The following is a 19,480-nucleotide window of genomic DNA, read 5'->3' as shown; positions in this document are numbered from 1 at the left end:
AATTGGTAGACACAAGGGATTTAAAATCCCTCGCTTGTAAGAGCGTGCCGGTTCAAGTCCGGCCCCGGGTACCATTTAACTATTATCGTTATTCATAGCATCTCAAATATCCCGTATAAAATTCTTATCTTACTTATTTTAATTATCTTAGTTGTATTAGTTATCTTGCTTATCTTAGCTTACCCAAACAATTGAGCTTATCTATTTTTTGCTTAAATGTCCTATTTTTGAAAAATCACGAAGTTAATTGCCAATAAATTCATATATTAAATTGTACGATTGTAGTTCTTATACTAATCTAATTGATAACGTATAAAGTTTTATTAACAGGTTGATATAATGGGATTATTTTTTAAAGAAAAGATTAAGGACAACACACCTACTGTAGAACAAATAAAAGCGAAACATTCTGAACATATTTTAACTAGTTTAAAAAAATCTGTCGCCTTTATTGAGTTTAGTACTGAAGGCGTTATTTTAGATGCCAATGATAACTTTTTAAAGACAGTTGGTTATTCATACGATGAAGTTAAAGGTCAGCATCACAGTATCTTTTGTGATAAAGACTATACTCAAACTAGTGAATATAGCCGGTTCTGGCAAGATTTAGCTTCTGGTAAATCATTTTCAGATAGGTATCTTCGTTTAAAAAAAGATGGCACACCTATTTGGCTCGAAGCAAGTTACAATGCGGTAACAGATGAACATGGCAATATTACTTCGGTGGCTAAATTAGCAAGTGATGTAACTGATTATGTTAATCGTGCAAATGTTCAAAAAGGTATCATCGAAGCCCTCGATCGTTCGACAGCGAACATTTCGTTTGATCTTGACGGGACAATTATCCAAGTAAATGATAATTTTCTCAACGCTACAGGTTATTCTTTATCTGAGCTTGAAGGGCATCACCATAGCATGTTTTGTTCACCTGATTATGCTGCAAGTAATGAATATAAGCGATTTTGGCAGCAATTAAATACCGGTGAGTATATGCAAGGCTTATTTGAACGTCGTGATTCGCGAGGTAATGTTCTTTGGTTAGAAGCTAGCTATAATCCTATTTTCGATGAAAACGGTAAGCTGATCCGGGTAGTGAAATTTGCAACCGATGTGACTGAAAGAATAGCAAAAATAAATAATGCCACAGAGGCTGTTCAATCTACTGTGACTGAAACTGAGCAAGTTTCACAGCAAGGTAAAGAGGTGTTGGCTAATAGTGTTGCAATCATGGATGAAATTACTCGCAATGTAGAAGTTGTTGCCAAAGATATTTCTGCGATCAACGAACAATCGGATAAAATAAATAATATTGTGAATACTATATCGTCAATTGCCGATCAGACAAACTTACTTGCTTTAAATGCGGCGATAGAGGCAGCAAGAGCCGGTGAGCAAGGTAGAGGCTTTGCAGTCGTCGCAGATGAGGTAAGACAACTTGCTGCTCGTACAAGCACTTCTACAACAGAAATCTCTGAGGTTGTTAAAAATAATACTTTGCTCTCAACTGCATTATCTAAAAACATTATAGAAACCCAACAAAAGTCAGAAGAAGGAAGTGAACTTATTTCCAACGTTGAGGGGATCTTTTTAGAAATCAATCAAGGCATGGAAGGGGTTAGTGTTGCAGTGAATGATTTAAAATAAAGTTTTGATTAGTTTTAGCCGTTGTTTGCTATTTACATGAAACAACCATACTACTTAACTCACGCCTTGAATAAATGACTTTTATTTTGAACAAAATTTAACCTCGAAAGATCAACACACCCTAATCTATTTTCAAAGTGACTTTAATAATTGAAGTCACTTTTACCTTTCTGCTTTAATTCGTTCTTATTTTTGACATTTCATTTTTCAAAAAATTAGCTCTATTTATGAGGTCAAATCATCATCAAAAATATTAAACACTTGTTTGAATATTCATCACCGTGATGTTCGGTATCACAATTTATGTATTAGTGTAATTACTCATAATCATTTAGGTTAAACGTAAGGCAATAAATAAAATATTAAGCCTAAAGTTAATCTTTTGTAGCAGCTATGAGGAAATACCTATGTACACTAATGTTCAAATCCCTGAAAAAGGTGAAGCGATCACAATAGAAAATGGTTTTTTAAGTGTTCCTAATAATCCTATTATTCCATTTATTGAGGGCGATGGAATAGGTGTCGATGTGACACCTGCGATGTTACAAGTAGTCGATGCTGCAGTTTCTAAAGCCTACAGTGGTGAACGTTGTATTCATTGGATGGAAGTATATGCCGGAGAAAAAGCGACACAAGTTTATGATAGTGAAACTTGGTTGCCGGATGAAACACTAGAAGTATTCAAACAATTTAAAGTTGGTATAAAAGGACCATTAACTACACCGGTTGGTGGAGGGATGAGATCCTTGAATGTCGCACTAAGACAAGTGTTAGATTTATATGTTTGTCAACGCCCTGTTCAGTGGTTTACAGGGGTTCCAAGCCCAGTTAAAAAACCTTCTGAAGTAAATATGGTCGTTTTTAGAGAGAATTCAGAAGACATATATTCAGGTATTGAATATCAAGCAGGCAGTGAACAAGCACAAAAGTTAATTTCTTTTTTACAAAGCGAAATGGGCGTCAATAATATTCGTTTTACTGAAAGTTGTGGACTTGGTATAAAACCTGTCTCTAAAGAAGGCTCACAACGTTTAGTGAGAAAAGCGATTCAATATGCCATTGATCATGATCGCGCGTCAGTTACTTTGGTTCATAAAGGGAATATTATGAAATATACCGAAGGCGCTTTTAAAGAATGGGGTTATGAATTAGCAAAAGAGGAATTTTCGGCTCAATTATTAAATGGTGGTCCTTGGTATAAAATTGAAAACCCTAAAACCGGCAAAGAAATAATTATTAAAGATGTAATTGCCGATTCAATGTTGCAACAAACCTTACTTCGTCCAGCAGAATACGATGTTATTGCAACATTAAATTTAAATGGTGATTATTTATCGGATGCTCTTTCTGCACAAGTGGGCGGTATTGGTATAGCTCCTGGGGCAAATATTGGTGAAAAAATCGCGATATTTGAAGCGACTCATGGCACAGCTCCAAAGTATGCTGGATTAAATAAAGTAAATCCTAGTTCAGTAATATTATCTGCTGAAATGATGTTAAGACATATGGGGTGGATTGAAGCAGCCGATCTTCTTTTAAAAGGTATGACTGGAGCAATTAATGCTAAAACCGTTACTTATGATTTTGAAAGACTAATGGAAGGTGCAACTTTAGTCACTTGCTCACAATTTGGTGAATGTATTATAGAAAATATGTAATTGGGACGATGAAAATAAAAAAACACAGCCAAGGCTGTGTTTTTTTTACTCTATCAAAATCTTATTCGTTTGATTCTTCTATTTCATTCGGTGTAATACTTGCCGCATGATGTCCTTTAGGACCTGCGTTTAACTCGTAATTTACATCCTGTCCCGCTTTTAATGTGCGGTACCCATCCATTTGGATAGTTGAGTAATGTGCAAAAATATCTTCACCACCATCCTCAGGACGAATAAAACCAAAACCTTTCGCGTTATTAAACCACTTAACTGTACCGTGAGCCATACTTCAACTTCCTTCTAAAATCATCGGTAATTAGGTATGCTTCCCCAAAAGCATTATTCACATAGAAAAAGTGACTAATAAATCGCCACTGCTTAAATCGTAGATAATATATTTAAATAGTCAAGTTAAATTCACAATATTTTAACAGAATTTTATCTTGTTTTATCAAAAATGATGCAGCAAAAATTGCCACGACAGACTAATATAGAAATATGAGTAATTGGAAACCATCAATCGAGGATCAAGAACTCCTCGAAAAAGAAGTTGAAAAGCAATATCAAAAACCGCCAATGTATAATGTTGTTTTATTAAATGATGATTATACCCCGATGGATTTTGTCATAGATGTTTTACGAAAGTTTTTTAATATGAATGAAGATAAAGCAACGGATGTTATGCTAGAAATTCATTATAAAGGTAAAGGCCGTTGTGGCACATATACTGCAGAAGTTGCAGAGATGAAAGTGAATCAAGTGTGCAATTATGCCTTAGAAAATCAGCACCCATTAAAGTGCACGATGGAGAAAGCGTAATGTTACTAGGTTTTAATGTGGAGTAGCCTATGTTAAATAAAGATTTAGAAATTTCCCTTAATCTGGCGTTTCGCCAAGCAAAAGAGTCACGTCATGAATTTATGACGGTTGAGCATCTGTTATTGGCATTACTCGATAATCCTTCTTCTATTGATGCATTACAAGCGTGTGGTGCTGATATGAAAAAATTACGTAAAGAGTTGCTTGATTTTATTGGGGAAACAACCCCAGTGATCCCTGCAGGTGAAGAAGAACGTGAAACGCAACCCACTCTTGGGTTTCAACGAGTGCTTCAACGAGCGGTTTTTCACGTACAATCTTCAGGTAAAAGTGAAGTCAATGGCTCTAATGTGCTTGTTGCAATATTTAGTGAACAAGAGTCTCAAGCGGCTTATTTTCTTAAAAAATCAGATATCAGCCGTTTAGATATTGTTAACTATATCTCTCATGGTATTGCTAAAGTTGAATTAAATGATGCTCAATCGGCAGAAGAAACAACACAGCAAACTGATGAAGAGCCTAGAACTATTGAAAATTTTGCGACAAATTTAAATGATGAAGCAAGAAGCGGCAATATCGATCCGCTTATAGGACGTGAAAGCGAGCTTGAACGAACCTTACAAGTGCTTGGTCGTCGTCGTAAAAACAACCCATTATATGTAGGAGAAGCTGGGGTGGGTAAAACTGCCATAGCTGAAGGCCTAGCAAACCTTATTATTTCAGAAAAAGTCCCTGAATTTTTAAAAGATGCCACCATATATTCATTAGATATGGGAGCATTATTAGCCGGTACTAAATATCGCGGTGATTTTGAAAAACGCTTTAAGGCATTGTTAAAAGAATTAGAAAAAGAAGGAAATGCGATTCTTTTTGTTGATGAAATTCATACTATTATCGGTGCCGGTGCTGCATCTGGTGGCATGATGGATGCGTCCAATTTGATTAAACCATTATTATCATCAGGCAAATTGAAATGCGTTGGCTCGACGACTTACCAAGAATATCAAAGTATTTTTGAAAAAGATCGAGCTCTAGCGCGACGTTTTCAGAAAATTGATGTTGTAGAGCCAAGTGTTGCGGATACGACAAAAATTTTACAAGGCTTAAAAGAGAAATACGAATCACATCATGGTATTCGTTACACCAACAAAGCGTTACATGCTGCAGCTAAATTATCGGCTAAATATATAAACGAGCGATTTTTACCGGATAAAGCCATTGATGTTATTGATGAAGCGGGTGCTAAACAGCAACTTGTTGCGGCATCAAAACGTAAAAAGGTGATTAATGATAATGATATTGAAACTATCGTTGCGAAAATAGCGCGTATTCCTGAAAAATCAGTGTCTTCTTCTGAAAAAGACAGCTTAAAAACCCTCGATAGAAATTTAAAACTAGTGGTTTTTGGCCAAGATCACGCTATTGATGAATTAAGCTCTGTGATCAGATTATCTCGTGCTGGTTTGGGTAGTGAAGAAAAACCAATTGGTTCGTTTTTATTTGCTGGCCCTACAGGGGTTGGTAAAACTGAAGTCACACAACAGTTAGCAAAAATATTGGGTGTTGAGTTACTGCGTTATGATATGTCTGAATATATGGAAAAACATGCGGTAAGTCGCTTAATAGGTGCTCCTCCTGGTTATGTGGGATATGAACAGGGCGGTTTACTTACTGATGCTGTTTTGAAACACCCTCATGCAGTGGTGTTATTAGATGAAATAGAAAAAGCTCATGAAGACGTCTACAACATATTATTGCAAGTGATGGATCATGGCACATTAACGGATAATAATGGTCGTAAAGCTGATTTTAGAAACATTACTTTAGTCTTAACGACTAATGCTGGTGTGCAAGAAACTACGCGCCAGTCAATCGGTTTTAAACAGCAAGATCATAGTGTTGACGCCATGGATGAAATAAATAAAGTGTTTTCGCCAGAATTTAGAAACCGTTTAGATAATATTGTTTGGTTCAATCATTTATCTGATGAAGTGATTCATCAAGTTGTAGATAAATTTATTGTTGAGCTACAAGCCCAGTTAGATGAAAAAGGTGTTTCTTTAGAGTTAACAAAAGATGCTAAAAAATGGTTAGCAACGCATGGTTATGATAAAGCGATGGGCGCAAGACCTATGTCGCGTTTGATCCAAGAGCATCTGAAAAAGCCATTAGCGAATGAATTACTCTTTGGTGGTTTGACACATGGCGGTATTGCCAAAATTGGCGTTAAGAAAGATAAGCTCGTATTAAGTTATGAGTCTAAAAAGGAACTAGTTGAACATTAAGTTTAACTAGCTTATTTAACCCTATCATTAAACTTAAGCAAATAACTTGATAATGTTATTTGCTTTTTTATGGAAACAATAAAGTTTTAGGCATAAAAAAAGCTCTAATTATAGAGCTTTTTTAATAAATTTATTGCTATTATCTTGCACGGAAAATAATGCGGCCTTTAGATAAATCGTAAGGTGTTAACTCAACTGTTACTTTATCGCCCGTTAAAATACGAATATAATTTTTACGCATTTTTCCTGAGATATGAGCCGTTACAACGTGTCCATTTTCTAATTCAACACGAAACATAGTATTTGGTAGGGTATCTAAAACCGTACCTTGCATTTCAATATTTTCTTCTTTCGCCATTGGGCGTTAAACCTCTAAATTGTGCGTTAATAAAAAGCTGCGCAGATAATGCCCAAATCAACGGCTAAAGTAAAGCTATAGTGTTATTTATTTACGGTTATCCAGCTATTTTCTTTCAAAAGTTGATGAGGATAATACCGATTCTTATAATTCATCTTTTGACAATCATCAATTTGATAACCTAAATATAAAAATTCCTTGTTTAATTTAGCTGTCAATTTTATCTGTTGAATAATTGAGAAAGCGCCAATACCGCTTTTTCGATATTCAGGATGATAAAAGGTATATACTGCTGATAATGCATTACTTAGTTCATCAGTAACCGCAACACTGACCAGTGTTTCATCATGCCATATTTCTAAAAATAATTGTTTGGTTAGCTTGCCACTTAAAAAACTTTGATATTGTGCGTGATTAGCAGGGTACATGGCGCCGTCTTTATGAACTTCATTGATATATTTTTCATATAAAGGGTAATAATTGTCTTGTAATTCATTATTAACTTTGATCGTTAATATGTGGTTTTTCTTTAATAGCCTTTTTTGACTTTTTGTTGGGGCAAATTCATTGGCGAGTACTCTTAAAGATTGACATGCTCGACAATTAATACAATGGGGTCGATAAATTTGTTCGCCACTTCGACGAAATCCTTGTGACATTAACCAGCCATAATGCTGGGCATCCTGTAGGCGCTCATCAACTGCGATCAATAAACGTTCTTGTTGATCAGGTAAATAGTTACAAGGGAATGTTTGGCTGATCCCTAATTGATAATTTTCATTCATGGTTTAAGTATAGTTGACGTGGTTGCCAAAAATCACTCGGTAATTGCTTTTTTAAGGCTTGTGCTTTTTGATGAATAAAAGCCTCACGTGATATTTCGTAACACCCCATATCAGCTAGGAAAGGATTTAGCATCTGGCAATCAAGAAATTTAATGTTTTCACTCTTTAGCAAATTAACTAAATAAACCAAAGCGATTTTTGACGCATTACTCTGTTTATAAAACATTGATTCGCCAGAAAAGTAACCATTAATAGCAACGCCGTATAATCCACCGACTAATTGAGTGTCTGACCAAACTTCAATGGAATGGGCTAAGCCGTGTTGGTGCATATTGATATAGGCATCCACCATTTCATCAACAATCCAGGTACCTTCTTTGCGAAAAGGGGCATCAGCGCAAAGTTCAATCACTTCTTCAAAAGCGTGATTAAGCGTTACCGTAACGTTCTGCTTTTTAAGCTGTTTTTTAAGAGTTTTATTTATCTTTATTTCGTTGCAATAAATAACGCCACGAGGATCAGGGCTCCACCACATAATGGCTTCACCTTCACTAAACCAAGGAAATATGCCTAATGAATAAGCCTTAGCTAAACGTTTTTCAGTTAAATCACCACCAAAGGCGAGTAATCCATTGGGTTCTTGCAGTGCTGTGTGAACAGGAGGGAAAGTCAGACTATCCGGTGACAAAAAAGGGATAGTCTGAGTCATATTATATTAAGCGCCTTTAGCGTCTAAATAGCGTTCTGCATCAAGAGCGGCCATACAACCTGCACCCGCAGAGGTGATCGCTTGACGATAAATATGATCGGCTACGTCACCGGCGGCATAAATACCTTCAACACTTGTTTGAGTAGCGTTTCCTTGAGTGCCACTATTAATAGTTAAATAGCCATCTTTCATCGCTAACTGACCTTTAAAGATGTCAGTATTTGGTTTGTGGCCAATGGCAATAAAACAGCCTGCTACATCGATGTTCTCAGTTGCATCAGATTTCGTATCTTTTATACGAATTCCCGTAACACCCATATTATCACCTAATACTTCATCTAAGGTTCTATCCGTATGTAGGGTGATATTGCCGTTTTTAACTTTTTCCATTAAACGATCAGTTAAAATCTTTTCAGAGCGGAAAGTATCACGACGATGCACTAAGTGAACTTCCGATGCGATATTGGATAAATAAAGCGCTTCTTCAACGGCCGTATTACCACCACCAACAACCGCAACTTTCTGATTACGATAAAAGAAACCATCACAGGTTGCACAAGCTGAAACGCCTTTCCCCATGAATGCTTCTTCTGAAGGTAAGCCTAAATATTGAGCTGAAGCTCCCGTACAAATAATCAATGCATCACATGTATATTCGCTAGATCCAGATAATTTATAGGGCTTTGAAGAAAAATCTACTGATTCAATATGATCAAAAATAATTTCAGTTTCAAATTTTTCTGCATGCTTTTGCATACGTTCCATCAATGCCGGCCCTGTTAGGTCATCGGCATCTCCTGGCCAGTTTTCAACTTCAGTGGTTGTTGTTAATTGACCACCTTGTTGCATGCCTGTGATCATCACAGGTTTTAAGTTTGCACGGGCTGCATAAACAGCAGCTGTATAGCCAGCAGGGCCTGAGCCCAAAATGAGTAACGGGCAATGTCTTGCTTCGCTCATGAATTACTCCAGTAATTTAAATTTGAATAACTTAATGATTGGGATATTAAGGGAAGATCACAAGTAGGTACAATAACTTTTCGAGATAAATATTCGTTAAGTGTATCTAAGTGCAATAATTCTTGTACGCGTTGTTAAATATTCGTGTATTTATTGAGCAATACCATTCAGCATTTTTACTTAAAAGTAAAAAGCTCCTAGCGCACGAGCGTTAGGAGCTGATATTTACTATAAGTAAATCAAATACTATTAACGTTTATAAAGCCGCTAACGCTTCCACTGGTGTTACATAGGTGTAACCTAAGTCATCTGCGACAGGCTTATAAGTGATTTGTCCACCTAAGACATTCAAACCAGCCATTAAGTGTTCGTCATCAAGTAATGCTTGTTTCGCGCCTTTATTAGCCAAGGTTACAGCAAAGGGTAACGTCGCATTGGTTAATGCCATGGTTGAAGTACGTGCGACACCGCCAGGCATGTTTGCTACACAATAATGTACAACATCATCTACTACATAGGTCGGTTCTTGATGAGTCGTCGCTTTAGAAGTAGCAAAACAACCCCCTTGGTCAATGGCAACATCAACAACAACAGCGCCTTTTTTCATTGACTTGATATGATCACGAGTCACTAATTTAGGTGCCGCAGCGCCTGGGATCAGTACTGCACCAATCACTAAATCCGCATCGACAATTAATTGATCCATAGCATCAGCAGTTGAATATACGGTTTTTAAACGACCATCAAATTCTGTGTCTAATTGGCGTAAACGCGGTAATGAGCGATCTAAAATAGTAACGTCAGCACCCATACCAACAGCCATACGAGCTGCTTGTGTACCAACTACACCACCACCAACAACTAATACTTTAGCTGGAGCAACACCTGGTACACCACCAAGAAGGGCACCTAAGCCGCCTTGTGCTTTTTCAAGTGCATGAGCACCGGCTTGAATAGACATACGGCCAGCAACTTCTGACATTGGGGCTAACAACGGTAAACCACCCGCAGCAGATGTGACGGTTTCATAAGCGATACAAGTTGCGCCAGAAGCAATTAATAACTCAGTTTGTTTTGGATCAGGGGCTAAATGTAAATAAGTAAATAATACTTGACCAGGACGAAGCATTTTACATTCGTTTGGTTGTGGCTCTTTTACTTTAATGATCATTTCTGCTGTCGCAAAAATTTCTTCTGCCGTCTCTATGATAGTTGCGCCGGCAGCAATATATTGTTCATTATCAAAACCGATAGAAGCACCACCGTTATTTTCAACAATAACATCATGGCCATTGACAACTAACTCTTTAACACCAGCAGGAGTTAAGCCGATACGATATTCGTGGTTTTTAATTTCTTTTGGTACACCAATAATCATATTAATCTCTCTAATTATAAAACTGTTGTAATATTTGCGACTAGTATAGTACTAACTTTTCAGATTAACCTGTCGTAATTTTTATTAAGGCAGCATATAATGTTGAAAACAACTAATATTGCAGCGTATTGTATTGTGAATTTATCTAGTGAAAAAAAATTAGACCGTATCGATAAAAATATTTTATTTGAACTACAGCAAAATGGCCGTTTATCAAATGTTGAATTGTCTAAAAGAGTAGGGCTTAGTCCTACACCTTGTTTAGAAAGAGTAAAGCGCTTAGAAAATGACAATTATATAAAAGGCTATCAAGCAATTTTAAACCCCGAGAAATTAGAGGCTGCTTTATTAGTGATTGTTGAAATAACATTAACTAAAACAAGTCCTGATGTATTTGATGACTTTTCAAAAGCGGTTGATGATTTAGATGTGATCCAAGAATGTCATTTGGTTTCAGGTGATTTTGATTTTTTATTAAAAACCCGCGTGGCGGATATGGCAGCTTATCGACAATTGCTTGGAGATACATTATTAAGGTTACCAGCGGTAAGTGAAAGTCGTACTTATGTAGTGATGGAAGAAGTAAAATCGACTAATTTTTTACCGATTCAACGATAAACTTGATTAAAACGCCTTAGCTATTGATTAAAGCGTTTAACTCATTACAATATTTTGGTACTTTACTGTATATAACAACAATAGAATTTTTGGCGTGTAATTTGTCTGTAGAATCTTCAAAATTAAACGGTGTACAACGGTTATTAGAAGCAGGGCTTTTAGTTTCTTGTGTTTTGGCCATGTATATTATGATGGCTTTATTTAGTTTTGACCCAGCCGATCCCGGTTGGTCTCAAACTGGCTATCAAACCCCTATTCGTAATTTAGGCGGGGCAGTTGGCGCATATCTGTCTGATTTACTCCTCAACTTATTTGGTCTTATCGCTTATAGCCTACCTTTTGTGATTGCCTTAACCGGTTGGGTTTTGTTCCAAAAATATCATCGCTTGATTCAGCTCGATTATTTAACGCTAGGCCTAAAATTTATTGGCTTTATTATGTTCTATATAGGCATCACCGCAATTGCTAGCATGAATTTTGATGACGTGTTTTATTTTTCAGCCGGAGGGATATTAGGCGATATTTTGAGTAATGGTCTTATTCCATACTTTTCCTTTGTCGGAAGCACATTACTATTTTTAATGTTTATAGGGACTGGTTTTGTCTTATTAACCGGTTTGTCGCTATTAAAAATGATCGACTATATTGGCGCTCAAACAATCAAAGCCGCTTTTGTCTTAACAAAGTTACCAACGTTATTAAAAGACAAATTTGGCACTCAGCTAACCACTGAAGATGAAAGCCAATTAAAACAATCTGCGAAAAAAGCTCAGCAAATTTCATCGAAAGAACCTGAAAAAGAAATCCAGCAAGATTCGATAAACCATGACACTTTTCATACTGAACAAGATAATCAACATCAATCCGCCTCTTATCAAACGGACTTAAACACGATAACCGCCGATAATTCAAGTGAAGCCTTTGCCGAAAGTAAAAATGATTTACCGTTTAAACTTGATGATGAGATTGAACACTTTGTTGATATTGATGATTTAATGGGAGAGCCATTAGCTATTAATGTACAAGAACATGTAAGTGAAGATGAAATTAATGCGGCATTTGAAGCTGAAGAGCCAATTATTGTTGACGAACCTGCTGCTAAAGTAAGCAAAGCAAAAAGCGAAATACCTCAAGGATTGCCGTCATTAGAGCTATTAGATCGCCCTAATCGTTCTGATAATCCGATAGATCCGGTTGAACTAGAGCAAATAAGCCGATTAGTCGAAGAAAAACTATTAGAATTTGGCGTGAAAGCTGAAGTCGTCGGTGTTTTCCCAGGCCCTGTAATTACCCGTTTTGAATTAGATTTAGCGCCTGGTATTAAAGCCAGCAAAGTCAGTGGTTTGTCACAAGATATTGCCCGTTCATTATCGGCTAAAAGTGTTCGTGTCGTGGAGGTCATTGAAGGGAAATCGGTTATTGGCATTGAATTACCCAACAAATTCAGGGAAACGGTATTTTTTGCCGATGTTATTTCCGATAAAAAGTTTTCTGATTCTTCTTCAAACCTTGCAATGGCAATAGGTAGTGATATCTCTGGTAAACCTGTCGTTGCCGATTTAGCGAAAATGCCACATTTATTGGTCGCAGGTACTACCGGCTCAGGTAAATCTGTTGCGGTAAATACTATGATAGTGAGTATTTTATATAAGTCGTCGCCAGAAGAAGTGCGCATGATCATGATCGACCCTAAGCAAGTTGAATTGTCTGTTTATAACGGTATTCCGCACTTACTTTCTGAAGTGGTAACAGACATGAAAGAAGCCGCGAATGCACTTCGGTGGTGTGTTGGGGAAATGGAACGTCGTTATAAACTAATGTCTGCATTAGGTGTGAGAAATTTAAAAGGTTTTAATGAGAAAGTAGTAAAAGCTCAAGAAGCCGGTGAGCCGTTAATTGACCCCTTGTGGCAACCAAGTGATGCCTTTAGTCAAACGCCTCCGTTATTAGAAAAACTGCCAGCTATCGTTATTTTAGTGGACGAATTTGCCGATATGATGATGGTAGCAGGAAAAAAAGTTGAAGAGCTCATTGCTCGAATTGCTCAAAAAGCGCGTGCGGCTGGTATGCATCTAATTTTAGCCACTCAACGCCCTTCAGCTGATGTTATTACCGGATTGATAAAAGCTAATATTCCTACGCGTATGGCGTTACGTGTGCAATCAAGAATGGAGTCTCGTATTATTCTTGATCAACAAGGCGCTGAACAATTACTAGGCATGGGGGATATGTTTTATCTACCGCCTGGCGAGGCCGTCTCTGTTCGTGTTCACGGTGCTTTTGTTAATGATGATGAAGTACATGCTGTTGTCAATGACTGGAAGTCTCGTGGTGAACCGGCTTATGTGGAAGACATTCTAACTGGCGATACTGATAACGAGATACTTTTACCTGGTGAGCAGGCGGAAGCAGATGAAAATGCTGAACTTGATGCGCTTTATGATGAAGCGGTAGAGTTTGTGACCACTAGTCGACGTGTCTCTATTTCAAGTGTCCAACGAAAATTTCGTATAGGGTACAACCGCGCCGCTCGAATCGTAGAAGATATGGAATCGCAAGGAGTCGTTAGTACTCCTGGTCATAATGGTGCTCGCGAAGTGTTAGCTCCACCACCAGTGAGAGACTAAATTTATGAAAAACACTATTAAACAACACTTATCGTCTTATTTATTTTGCGCCTCGATAATGCTATTGACTGTAACAAGTTATGCCGATGAACCTACTCAAGAAATGGCAAGCAAAGACACGCAACAATTCTCAGTGACAAAACAAGCGTTAATGGACCGCCTATCAGGATTTAATCATTTTTCCGCAGATTTTTCACAACAAGTGATTGATGAAGAAAATAATATTTTACAAGAAGGCCAAGGCAAACTTGCGGTTAAAAAACCAAATTTACTTTATTGGCAAACCCAACAACCTGAAGAATCAGTGATAGTTTCTGATGGCGACACTTTATGGTTTTTCGACCCTTTTATTGAACAAGCAACGGCCTACCGAGTTGATACATCCGTGGTAAATACCCCGATTTTATTATTAACATCTACGGATGAATCGTTGTGGCAACAATATAGTGTTAGCCAAACTGATAGTGATGATTTTTTAATTCATGCTAATGACCTTAATAGTCGCGTTAAAACACTAGAGCTTAACTTTTTTCCAGATAGTACCATGTTAAAAAGCTTTAGTATTGTTGATTCAACCGGACAACTTAGTATTATTAAGCTCTCTGAGGTGGCGATAAATCAAACCATTGAGCCAAATTTATTTCAATTTAACTTACCTGATGGCGTTTATCTCGATGACCAACGCTAACGGTGAATTATCATTAACTTTTGCTGACAATATCGACTTTCAACCACTTGCTGCAAAGTTAAGACCTAAAACCCTACAAGATTATGTTGGCCAGCAACATATATTAGCTGCGGGTATGCCTTTACAAAAAGCAATTGAGCAAGGAAAGTGTCATTCGGTGATCTTCTGGGGACCACCAGGAACTGGTAAAACAACCCTCGCTGAAATTATTGCTAGCCATGCTGATGCTGAAATTGCTCGGGTTTCTGCGGTAACTTCTGGCATAAAAGACATTAGAGAAGCAATCAGCAGCGCTAAGGAAAGGGCTATTCATCAACAAAAGCGTACTGTTCTTTTTGTTGATGAGGTTCACCGATTTAACAAAAGTCAACAAGATGCATTTTTACCTCATATTGAAGACGGTACGATAATATTTATCGGAGCAACAACTGAAAATCCTGCGTTTGAACTTAACCAAGCGATTCTTTCTAGAACTCGTGTTTATACGCTAAAAAAATTAACTGAATCTGATTTAGAAACTGTGTTAGCTAATGGTCTACATTATTTAACGCAAACGCAACAACTGACTATTACCTTTAAAGATAATGCTGATAAACAACTCATTAAATTAGCAGATGGTGATGCAAGAAGGTTACTTAATTTATTGGAAAATTGTCTTGATTTAGTTGATGTTGTTAATCATGAAATTGTGATAGCTCGAGAACAAATCAAACAAGTCGCGGGTAATAAAATTGCTCTATACGATAAAGGTGGTGATGCTTTTTATGATATGATCAGCGCTTTTCATAAATCAGTGAGAGGCTCAGATCCTGATGCTGCACTTTATTGGTATGCACGAATTTTAACAGGCGGTGGTGATGCGCTATATGTAGCAAGGCGCTTATTGGCGATAGCGAGTGAAGATATTGGTAATGCCGATCCTCGAGCAATGCAATTAGCCATTAATGCATGGGATACTTTTCAACGAGTAGGGCCAAGCGAAGGGGAAAGAGCCATTGCACAAGCTACGGTCTATATGGCATTAGCGCCCAAAAGTAACGCGGTTTATCAAGCATTTAAACAATCGATGGTCTTAGCTAAAGAAACGGCAAATCTTGATGTGCCTTTACATTTAAAAAATGCCACCAGCTCAATTACAGAAGCTTTAGGTCATGGCGCTGAATATCGTTATGCGCATAACGAAGCCAATGCCTATGCAGCAGGTGAAAATTATTTTCCTGAATCACTGGCTCATACAAGTTTTTATCAACCGAGTGATCGAGGTCTTGAAAAACAATTAAAAGAAAAACTGGCCTTTTTAAAACAATTAGATCAACAATCACAAGATAAACGTTATGACTAATTCGGTAAGTAACTTCACTTTATATGCTTTTGTTGCCCTCGGTGGAGCAGGTGGTGCAAGTTTACGTTTCTATATTTCACAATTATTATTAAATTGGCTCGGAAAAGGATTCCCTTTTGCGACGCTGGCGGTTAATATTTCCGGCTCATTAATAATGGGGACGTTATACGGACTCATTGAACAAGGTGTTATTGAAGTTAGCATCTACCGAACATTAATAGGCATTGGTTTTTTAGGGGCATTTACCACCTTTTCAACCTTCTCCCTTGATACATTATTATTAATGCAGCAAGGTGAACTATTTAAAGCCATGATAAATGTGCTACTCAATGTAAGCTTATGTATATTTGCAGCGGGTATTGGCATTTATTTGGTAACTTTTTTTAATAAATAAACTTACATTCAGACGTGACCAATAATGCTAGATCCAAAATTATTTAGAACAGACATCGAAACTACCGCAGCTCAGCTGGCTAAACGTGGTTATACCTTAGATACTGCTTCATTAACGCAATTAGAAGAGCAACGAAAAGCGATTCAAGTAAAGACGCAAGAACTGCAAAGTCAACGAAATACCCGCTCTAAGTCTATCGGTCAAGCAAAAGCACGTGGCGAAGATATTCAGCCGTTACTCGCCGAAGTAAATCAATTAGGTGCAGATTTAGAAGCCGCTAAAGAAGAAGAAAAAGCGGTATTAGGGCAAATTTCTACGATTGTTTCCGCTGTACCAAATTTAATTCATGATTCTGTACCGCAAGGTGAAAGTGAAGATGATAATGTTGAAGTAAGACGTTGGGGCACGCCAAAATCATTTGATTTTGAAGTTAAAGATCATGTTGATCTTGCTGTTGCGTTAGATAAAGGTTTAGATTTTGAAAGTGGTGCAAAATTAGCGGGTACTCGATTTGCTGTAATGCGCGGTAATATTGCAAAACTACATCGTGCGCTTGCCCAATTTATGCTTGATGTGCATAGTGAAGAAAATGGTTATCAAGAAATGTACGTTCCTTATCTTGTTAATCACGATTCACTTTATGGCACGGGTCAATTACCTAAATTTGGTGAAGATTTGTTTCATACCGATTTAGCAAATCGTCAATTTTCATTGATCCCTACGGCTGAAGTACCATTAACTAACTTAGTAAGAGATGAAATTGTTGAAGAAGCAACATTACCCATAAAAATGTGTGCTCATACGCCTTGTTTTAGAAGTGAAGCAGGCTCGTCAGGTCGTGATATTCGTGGCCTCATTCGTCAACATCAATTTGACAAAGTTGAAATGGTGCAAATTGTTAAACCAGAAGATTCTTTTGCTGCTTTAGATGAATTAACGGGCCATGCGGAGAAAATTCTTGAAAAGCTTGAATTACCATATCGTACTGTAGTGTTATGTACGGGCGATATAGGCTTTAGTGCGACGAAAACGTTTGATATTGAAGTCTGGTTACCAGCGCAAAATACATATCGTGAAATTTCTTCTTGTTCTAATATGGGTGATTTCCAAGCAAGACGTATGCAAGCACGTTTTAGAAATTCAGAAACCAATAAACCAGAATTAGTACATACCTTAAATGGTTCAGGTTTAGCGGTAGGTAGAACCTTAGTTGCAGTTTTAGAAAATTATCAACAAGCAGATGGCAGCATTAATATTCCCACTGTTTTACAACCGTACATGAAAGGGTTAACCAATATTAGTTAAGTAAACTGATGGTTCGTTACACTAAAAAATCCGACGTTATGTCGGATTTTTATTTTTTATGTATTTCATTTTCGAAGTTATTTTGTCATTTAAATTCGTTGAGTTAAAAAATTTATCCTATCCACGAATTATTTATCGTCAAGTTAGGTCTTAATGAAGACTAGCTTGTATTTTGAAGAGTTTAATTTTGGTGAAAAATTTAGTTATTCAAATAACAATATTTTTTGTTATTTTTCAATTGCTCACATGGTTCAAAGAATCAAGCATGCTTGATACCCAACAAAACCTTAATGCGTTAAATTTTAATGTCCCAACGATTACGGGAGAGGTTATTTCATTAACGCCTAATAGCAAAACTGTTATCTATTTTTTCGCTCCTTGGTGTAGTATTTGCCATGCCAGTATCGATAACTTGCAAGCACTTTATGAAAAAAATGAAACCATTAATGTCATTGCTGTCGCTTTAGATTATGTTGATGTTAAAGAAATTGAAGCATTTGTCAGCCAACATCAGTTAACCTTTCCAATTGCCATTGGTAATGAAAGTATCAAACAAGCATATAAAGTGCCTGGTTATCCAAGTTATTATGTGATTGATGAAGATAATACAGTTATTTCAAAATCTATCGGATATTCAACGGAGATAGGTCTTTATTTTAGATCATTTTAGTACTTCTGATCTTTTACCTGATTGTGTACACTAGGACTTTCAAATTATAAAAATAGAACTTATCCTATGCAAATTTCTGCTCAATTTGATAGCGGCAACATTAACGTTATAGCAGCTGACACTCCCAATAATATTATTTTAGAAATAAATAAAGACAATCAATCTGACTTTTTCCAATGGTTTCACTTTAAGTTAAATAATAATGTTCGTGCAGAACATATTATGACGATAAGAAATGCCGGTAAATCTGCTTTTGTTGATGGTTGGGAAAATTACCAAGCGCTTGCTTCATACGATAGGGAACACTGGTTTAGAGTTCCAACTGAATTTGATGGTCAAAACCTCACGATTACTTTCACACCTGATCACGACAGTGTCTATTTTGCTTACTTCACCCCTTACAGTTATGAGCGTCATCAAGATTTATTACATCAGGCTCAATTAGATATTGATTGTCAATTACAAGTGTTAGGCCAAACAATTGATGGCCGAGATATCTCTGTCTTAAAAGTGGGTGAAGAAGGCGACAATAAAAAAGTTATTTGGCTAACTGCGCGTCAACATCCTGGTGAGACCATGGCCGAATGGTTTATGGAAGGCTTTATCGACAGGCTACTTGATGAAGATGATGGCGTTGCCCGTGCATTACTAAATAAAGCGGTATTTTATTTAGTACCTAATATGAATCCCGATGGTTCAGTGAGAGGAAACTTAAGAACCAATGCGGCGGGGGCTAATTTAAATCGTGAATGGGCAACCCCTAGTATGGAAAAAAGTCCTGAAGTTTATCTTGTGCGGAATAAAATGCTAGAAACTGGCGTTGATATGTTTCTTGATATCCATGGTGATGAAGCGCTGCCGTATAACTTTGTAGCCGGTTGTGAAGGTATTCCCTCTTATGATGAACGTCATCAATCATTGGAAGAGTCATTTAAAGATATTTTATTAGCGATAACGCCAGAATTTCAAGACGACTTTGGTTATGATAAAGATGAAGCTGGTCAAGCGAATCTAACGCTAGGCGCAACCTGGGTAGGAGAACAGTTTAAATGTTTATCATATACTATCGAAATGCCATTTAAAGACAATGACTTACTGCCTGATCATAGTGTAGGTTGGTCTGATAATCGCAGTAGTTTATTTGGTCGTGATGTTTTAACGGCTATTTATCATATCGTGGATGAGTTACGATAATCCGATAATAAATTAAATAGATATAAAATAATTATAATAATTTCAG

Annotated in this window: 18 protein-coding genes; 12 read left to right on the top strand and 6 right to left on the bottom strand. The window is 37.0% G+C overall.

Annotation, left to right across the window (positions count from 1 at the left end; genetic code table 11):
• The first annotated feature begins 339 nt into the window (after window positions 1-339).
• Window positions 340-1,644 carry a PAS domain-containing methyl-accepting chemotaxis protein gene (locus Q4493_RS14660; protein WP_303454134.1) on the top strand — a complete coding sequence of 435 codons (1,305 nt, stop codon included), beginning with the start codon at window positions 340-342 and terminating at the stop codon, window positions 1,642-1,644.
• Between the two features lie 407 nt (window positions 1,645-2,051).
• On the top strand, window positions 2,052-3,302 hold the full coding sequence (icd, locus tag Q4493_RS14655; RefSeq protein WP_303454132.1) for an NADP-dependent isocitrate dehydrogenase: 1,251 nt from the start codon (window positions 2,052-2,054) through the stop codon (window positions 3,300-3,302).
• A 61-nt stretch (window positions 3,303-3,363) separates the two neighbouring features.
• Here the strand turns inward: icd and cspD are convergent, their stop codons facing one another.
• Complete coding sequence (gene cspD / locus Q4493_RS14650) at window positions 3,364-3,588, bottom strand: cold shock domain-containing protein CspD (RefSeq protein WP_303454130.1); 225 nt, start codon at window positions 3,586-3,588, stop codon at window positions 3,364-3,366.
• Window positions 3,589-3,800: 212 nt separating this feature from the next.
• Between cspD and clpS the strand changes: the two genes are divergently transcribed.
• Window positions 3,801-4,121 carry an ATP-dependent Clp protease adapter ClpS gene (clpS, locus tag Q4493_RS14645; protein WP_303454128.1) on the top strand — a complete coding sequence of 107 codons (321 nt, stop codon included), beginning with the start codon at window positions 3,801-3,803 and terminating at the stop codon, window positions 4,119-4,121.
• Window positions 4,122-4,150: 29 nt separating this feature from the next.
• Window positions 4,151-6,406, top strand: coding sequence for an ATP-dependent Clp protease ATP-binding subunit ClpA (gene clpA / locus Q4493_RS14640; RefSeq protein ID WP_303454126.1), 2,256 nt, complete (start codon window positions 4,151-4,153; stop codon window positions 6,404-6,406).
• Window positions 6,407-6,545: 139 nt separating this feature from the next.
• On the opposite strand, the gene infA is transcribed toward clpA, so the two are convergent.
• The 5 genes from infA to ald form a co-directional block, all read right to left on the bottom strand.
• Window positions 6,546-6,764 (bottom strand): translation initiation factor IF-1, encoded by a 219-nt coding sequence (gene infA / locus Q4493_RS14635; protein ID WP_011043571.1) that lies wholly within the window; start codon window positions 6,762-6,764, stop codon window positions 6,546-6,548.
• 83 nt (window positions 6,765-6,847) lie between these two features.
• On the bottom strand, window positions 6,848-7,549 hold the full coding sequence (locus tag Q4493_RS14630; protein WP_303454100.1) for an arginyltransferase: 702 nt from the start codon (window positions 7,547-7,549) through the stop codon (window positions 6,848-6,850).
• Window positions 7,542-8,258, bottom strand: a complete 717-nt coding sequence (gene aat, locus Q4493_RS14625) for a leucyl/phenylalanyl-tRNA--protein transferase (RefSeq protein ID WP_303454097.1) — start codon at window positions 8,256-8,258, stop codon at window positions 7,542-7,544. The genes Q4493_RS14630 and aat overlap by 8 nt, the downstream gene beginning before the upstream one ends.
• Before the next feature lie 6 nt (window positions 8,259-8,264).
• Complete coding sequence (trxB, locus tag Q4493_RS14620) at window positions 8,265-9,218, bottom strand: thioredoxin-disulfide reductase (RefSeq protein ID WP_303454095.1); 954 nt, start codon at window positions 9,216-9,218, stop codon at window positions 8,265-8,267.
• A gap of 256 nt (window positions 9,219-9,474) precedes the next feature.
• Window positions 9,475-10,596 (bottom strand): alanine dehydrogenase, encoded by a 1,122-nt coding sequence (ald, locus tag Q4493_RS14615; protein WP_303454090.1) that lies wholly within the window; start codon window positions 10,594-10,596, stop codon window positions 9,475-9,477.
• 99 nt (window positions 10,597-10,695) lie between these two features.
• On the opposite strand from ald, the gene lrp reads away from it, so the two are divergent.
• The 8 genes from lrp (at window position 10,696) to Q4493_RS14575 (ending at window position 19,434) form a co-directional block, all read left to right on the top strand.
• Window positions 10,696-11,214, top strand: coding sequence for a leucine-responsive transcriptional regulator Lrp (lrp, locus tag Q4493_RS14610; protein WP_303454087.1), 519 nt, complete (start codon window positions 10,696-10,698; stop codon window positions 11,212-11,214).
• A gap of 101 nt (window positions 11,215-11,315) precedes the next feature.
• On the top strand, window positions 11,316-13,841 hold the full coding sequence (locus tag Q4493_RS14605) for a DNA translocase FtsK (RefSeq protein WP_303454082.1): 2,526 nt from the start codon (window positions 11,316-11,318) through the stop codon (window positions 13,839-13,841).
• A gap of 4 nt (window positions 13,842-13,845) precedes the next feature.
• Window positions 13,846-14,529 carry an outer membrane lipoprotein chaperone LolA gene (lolA, locus tag Q4493_RS14600; protein ID WP_303454079.1) on the top strand — a complete coding sequence of 228 codons (684 nt, stop codon included), beginning with the start codon at window positions 13,846-13,848 and terminating at the stop codon, window positions 14,527-14,529.
• Window positions 14,516-15,871 (top strand): replication-associated recombination protein A, encoded by a 1,356-nt coding sequence (locus Q4493_RS14595; RefSeq protein WP_303454076.1) that lies wholly within the window; start codon window positions 14,516-14,518, stop codon window positions 15,869-15,871. The genes lolA and Q4493_RS14595 overlap by 14 nt, the downstream gene beginning before the upstream one ends.
• Window positions 15,864-16,265, top strand: a complete 402-nt coding sequence (gene crcB / locus Q4493_RS14590; protein ID WP_303454073.1) for a fluoride efflux transporter CrcB — start codon at window positions 15,864-15,866, stop codon at window positions 16,263-16,265. Before Q4493_RS14595 ends, crcB begins: the two co-directional genes overlap by 8 nt.
• A gap of 24 nt (window positions 16,266-16,289) precedes the next feature.
• Window positions 16,290-17,570: a serine--tRNA ligase gene (gene serS, locus Q4493_RS14585; protein ID WP_303454070.1), complete on the top strand. Its 1,281-nt coding sequence runs from the start codon at window positions 16,290-16,292 to the stop codon at window positions 17,568-17,570.
• A gap of 265 nt (window positions 17,571-17,835) precedes the next feature.
• Window positions 17,836-18,240: a TlpA disulfide reductase family protein gene (locus tag Q4493_RS14580; RefSeq protein WP_303454066.1), complete on the top strand. Its 405-nt coding sequence runs from the start codon at window positions 17,836-17,838 to the stop codon at window positions 18,238-18,240.
• A 66-nt stretch (window positions 18,241-18,306) separates the two neighbouring features.
• On the top strand, window positions 18,307-19,434 hold the full coding sequence (locus tag Q4493_RS14575; protein WP_303454064.1) for a M14-type cytosolic carboxypeptidase: 1,128 nt from the start codon (window positions 18,307-18,309) through the stop codon (window positions 19,432-19,434).
• The last annotated feature ends 46 nt before the right edge of the window (window positions 19,435-19,480 follow it).

Source organism: Colwellia sp. 1_MG-2023, from assembly GCF_030546755.1.
Classification (GTDB): domain Bacteria; phylum Pseudomonadota; class Gammaproteobacteria; order Enterobacterales; family Alteromonadaceae; genus Thalassotalea_H.
Note: the sequence above shows the minus strand (reverse complement) of the source record. Positions and strands in the feature narration are given on the sequence as shown.

Bases quoted from the DNA above. Each gene is read 5' to 3' on its own strand.
- lolA (WP_303454079.1), top strand. From the start codon at position 13,846: ATGAAAAACACTATTAAACAACACTTATCGTCTTATTTATTTTGCGCC.
- lrp (WP_303454087.1), top strand. From the start codon at position 10,696: ATGTTGAAAACAACTAATATTGCAGCGTATTGTATTGTGAATTTATCT.
- crcB (WP_303454073.1), top strand. From the start codon at position 15,864: ATGACTAATTCGGTAAGTAACTTCACTTTATATGCTTTTGTTGCCCTC.
- serS (WP_303454070.1), top strand. From the start codon at position 16,290: ATGCTAGATCCAAAATTATTTAGAACAGACATCGAAACTACCGCAGCT.
- Q4493_RS14630 (WP_303454100.1), bottom strand. From the start codon at position 7,549: ATGAATGAAAATTATCAATTAGGGATCAGCCAAACATTCCCTTGTAAC.
- Q4493_RS14575 (WP_303454064.1), top strand. From the start codon at position 18,307: ATGCAAATTTCTGCTCAATTTGATAGCGGCAACATTAACGTTATAGCA.
- Q4493_RS14580 (WP_303454066.1), top strand. From the start codon at position 17,836: ATGCTTGATACCCAACAAAACCTTAATGCGTTAAATTTTAATGTCCCA.
- ald (WP_303454090.1), bottom strand. From the start codon at position 10,596: ATGATTATTGGTGTACCAAAAGAAATTAAAAACCACGAATATCGTATC.
- trxB (WP_303454095.1), bottom strand. From the start codon at position 9,218: ATGAGCGAAGCAAGACATTGCCCGTTACTCATTTTGGGCTCAGGCCCT.
- infA (WP_011043571.1), bottom strand. From the start codon at position 6,764: ATGGCGAAAGAAGAAAATATTGAAATGCAAGGTACGGTTTTAGATACC.
- Q4493_RS14595 (WP_303454076.1), top strand. From the start codon at position 14,516: ATGACCAACGCTAACGGTGAATTATCATTAACTTTTGCTGACAATATC.
- aat (WP_303454097.1), bottom strand. From the start codon at position 8,258: ATGACTCAGACTATCCCTTTTTTGTCACCGGATAGTCTGACTTTCCCT.
- clpS (WP_303454128.1), top strand. From the start codon at position 3,801: ATGAGTAATTGGAAACCATCAATCGAGGATCAAGAACTCCTCGAAAAA.
- cspD (WP_303454130.1), bottom strand. From the start codon at position 3,588: ATGGCTCACGGTACAGTTAAGTGGTTTAATAACGCGAAAGGTTTTGGT.
- Q4493_RS14660 (WP_303454134.1), top strand. From the start codon at position 340: ATGGGATTATTTTTTAAAGAAAAGATTAAGGACAACACACCTACTGTA.
- clpA (WP_303454126.1), top strand. From the start codon at position 4,151: ATGTTAAATAAAGATTTAGAAATTTCCCTTAATCTGGCGTTTCGCCAA.
- icd (WP_303454132.1), top strand. From the start codon at position 2,052: ATGTACACTAATGTTCAAATCCCTGAAAAAGGTGAAGCGATCACAATA.